A 1,547-nucleotide genomic window follows, 5' to 3' on the forward strand; every position below is an offset into this window, starting at 1 on the left:
TAAATACTGAATAAATACATCGTAAAAGTCGATTCGCCATGCCATTTTCTGGTTTCATAGTTCAATAAACTCTCTTTTGTGAAAAGTTTGTTACACCATTTTATTGACCAAGATCAGATTCTGTTACTCATTTGTAGGGTATGAGGTGGGTTAGCTCACAGAATAAGCCCAAATATAATCAACCGATAAGGCGCAAACTTGCCTTCAATGCCTGTTAACCAATTTTAAAGTCAATACGGGCATATTCTTTGATCAACCAATCACCAAAGTCATTGAGGAGGGTCATAACAGCACGTTTTTTTACAGGTTTGCGTTCTAGTAGTATAAAAAGTCGCTCAATTGCGGTTTTCTGGGCAGGATAATGTTTGATAAATGCGTCGGCACACTCTTCTAATGACTCACTCCAACGTGCTTCTTTATGCATAACTAACCCAAATGCGGCGCGTATTAAGGTATCGGCGATCGATTGTGCGACGTTGAGCTGGGTATTCCAAGTTGTCGCGGCGATCACCTTTTGCTTGGCGCGCGCAAGCTTTTCCGATACGTCTGGATTCATGGCTTTTGCCACTTCCCAACTGGCTTCGAACAAGCCAAAACTAAGAGAGAGATCTTGTCCATACAGGCAAATCGCTCTGTGCTTAAAAAAGAAGCCCCAATGGAAGACTTGCGACAGATCGCTAACATGTGACACTGTCACTATATCGATATGGCAATCACTGATCACTTTGCTATGGCTGGTTTTCAATCGCCACAACAAGGTATTTAACGCATTAGATTGATCAAGCGTTAACGCCTGTTGGCACACAACGGTCAGTGATAACACCGTTTCTTTGACGACCGCACGGCGCCAGACAATATCGCCACTGATATACACACCGTGAAGCCGCTTGCCAAGCAGAGCACGCAGCTGTTTCACCGCTTTGATCATCACGGGAATAAATTCAGATTGGAATGGCGCGCGCCGATCGGGCTCGGGTAAATACGCGGTTCGAGATTGCAACTGAGTCACGACTTTTACACACGGTTGAACAGGCGCGCTATTGTTGGTCATCTGCATTAACAAATCAACGCTCTAACAACGGTTCTGCTTCAATTTTAGTCAGTCTCTGTGATAATCACCAGAGTGGTTCTATGTGCATGGTTTAGGGGGTGCCATACGAATCTCTAGAGCCATGCCCCACTCTTGGCGTTTTTGATAGCTGAGATGCCACCTTGCGCATGTTATAGTGCGACCATGCACACCCCAACGAGAGATAATTATGACGCAACACAACCTGCTTAACTTAGAGGATATGATCGAGACCGCGTTTGATATTTTTGCCGAAATGGCCCCCGACAACTTGGAGCATGACGATTTGCTGCTTTTTGAATCTCGGTTTGAAGACGAAGGCGGTGCGATTGTGGTCGAGGTTAACAGTGACTGGCCTGAACACGTGGGCGCTGATATAGATTTATCTCAGTGTGCAGAAGTGCAAATTGGACTGGCCGGCGACGAAGTGCTCAAACCTGTATTCGCGCGCATGCTGATTAGCCGCGATATCGATAAT

At 45.6% G+C, this 1,547-nt stretch carries 2 protein-coding genes; one reads left to right on the plus strand and one right to left on the minus strand.

Features of this window, described 5'->3' with window-relative positions:
• Nucleotides 1-214: 214 nt before the first annotated feature.
• The gene (locus BZG79_RS11610) at nucleotides 215-1,009 is read right to left on the minus strand and encodes a hypothetical protein (protein ID WP_199877769.1); all 795 of its coding nucleotides are present in this window, start codon (nucleotides 1,007-1,009) and stop codon (nucleotides 215-217) included.
• A gap of 250 nt (nucleotides 1,010-1,259) precedes the next feature.
• Here BZG79_RS11610 and BZG79_RS11615 point away from each other — a divergent pair.
• Nucleotides 1,260-1,547: DUF440 family protein (locus tag BZG79_RS11615; protein WP_077774458.1), on the plus strand; the 288-nt coding region annotated here is incomplete at its 3' end.

The sequence above is a fragment of the Salinivibrio sp. MA427 genome (assembly GCF_001996115.1).
Taxonomy (GTDB): Bacteria; Pseudomonadota; Gammaproteobacteria; order Enterobacterales; family Vibrionaceae; genus Salinivibrio; species Salinivibrio costicola.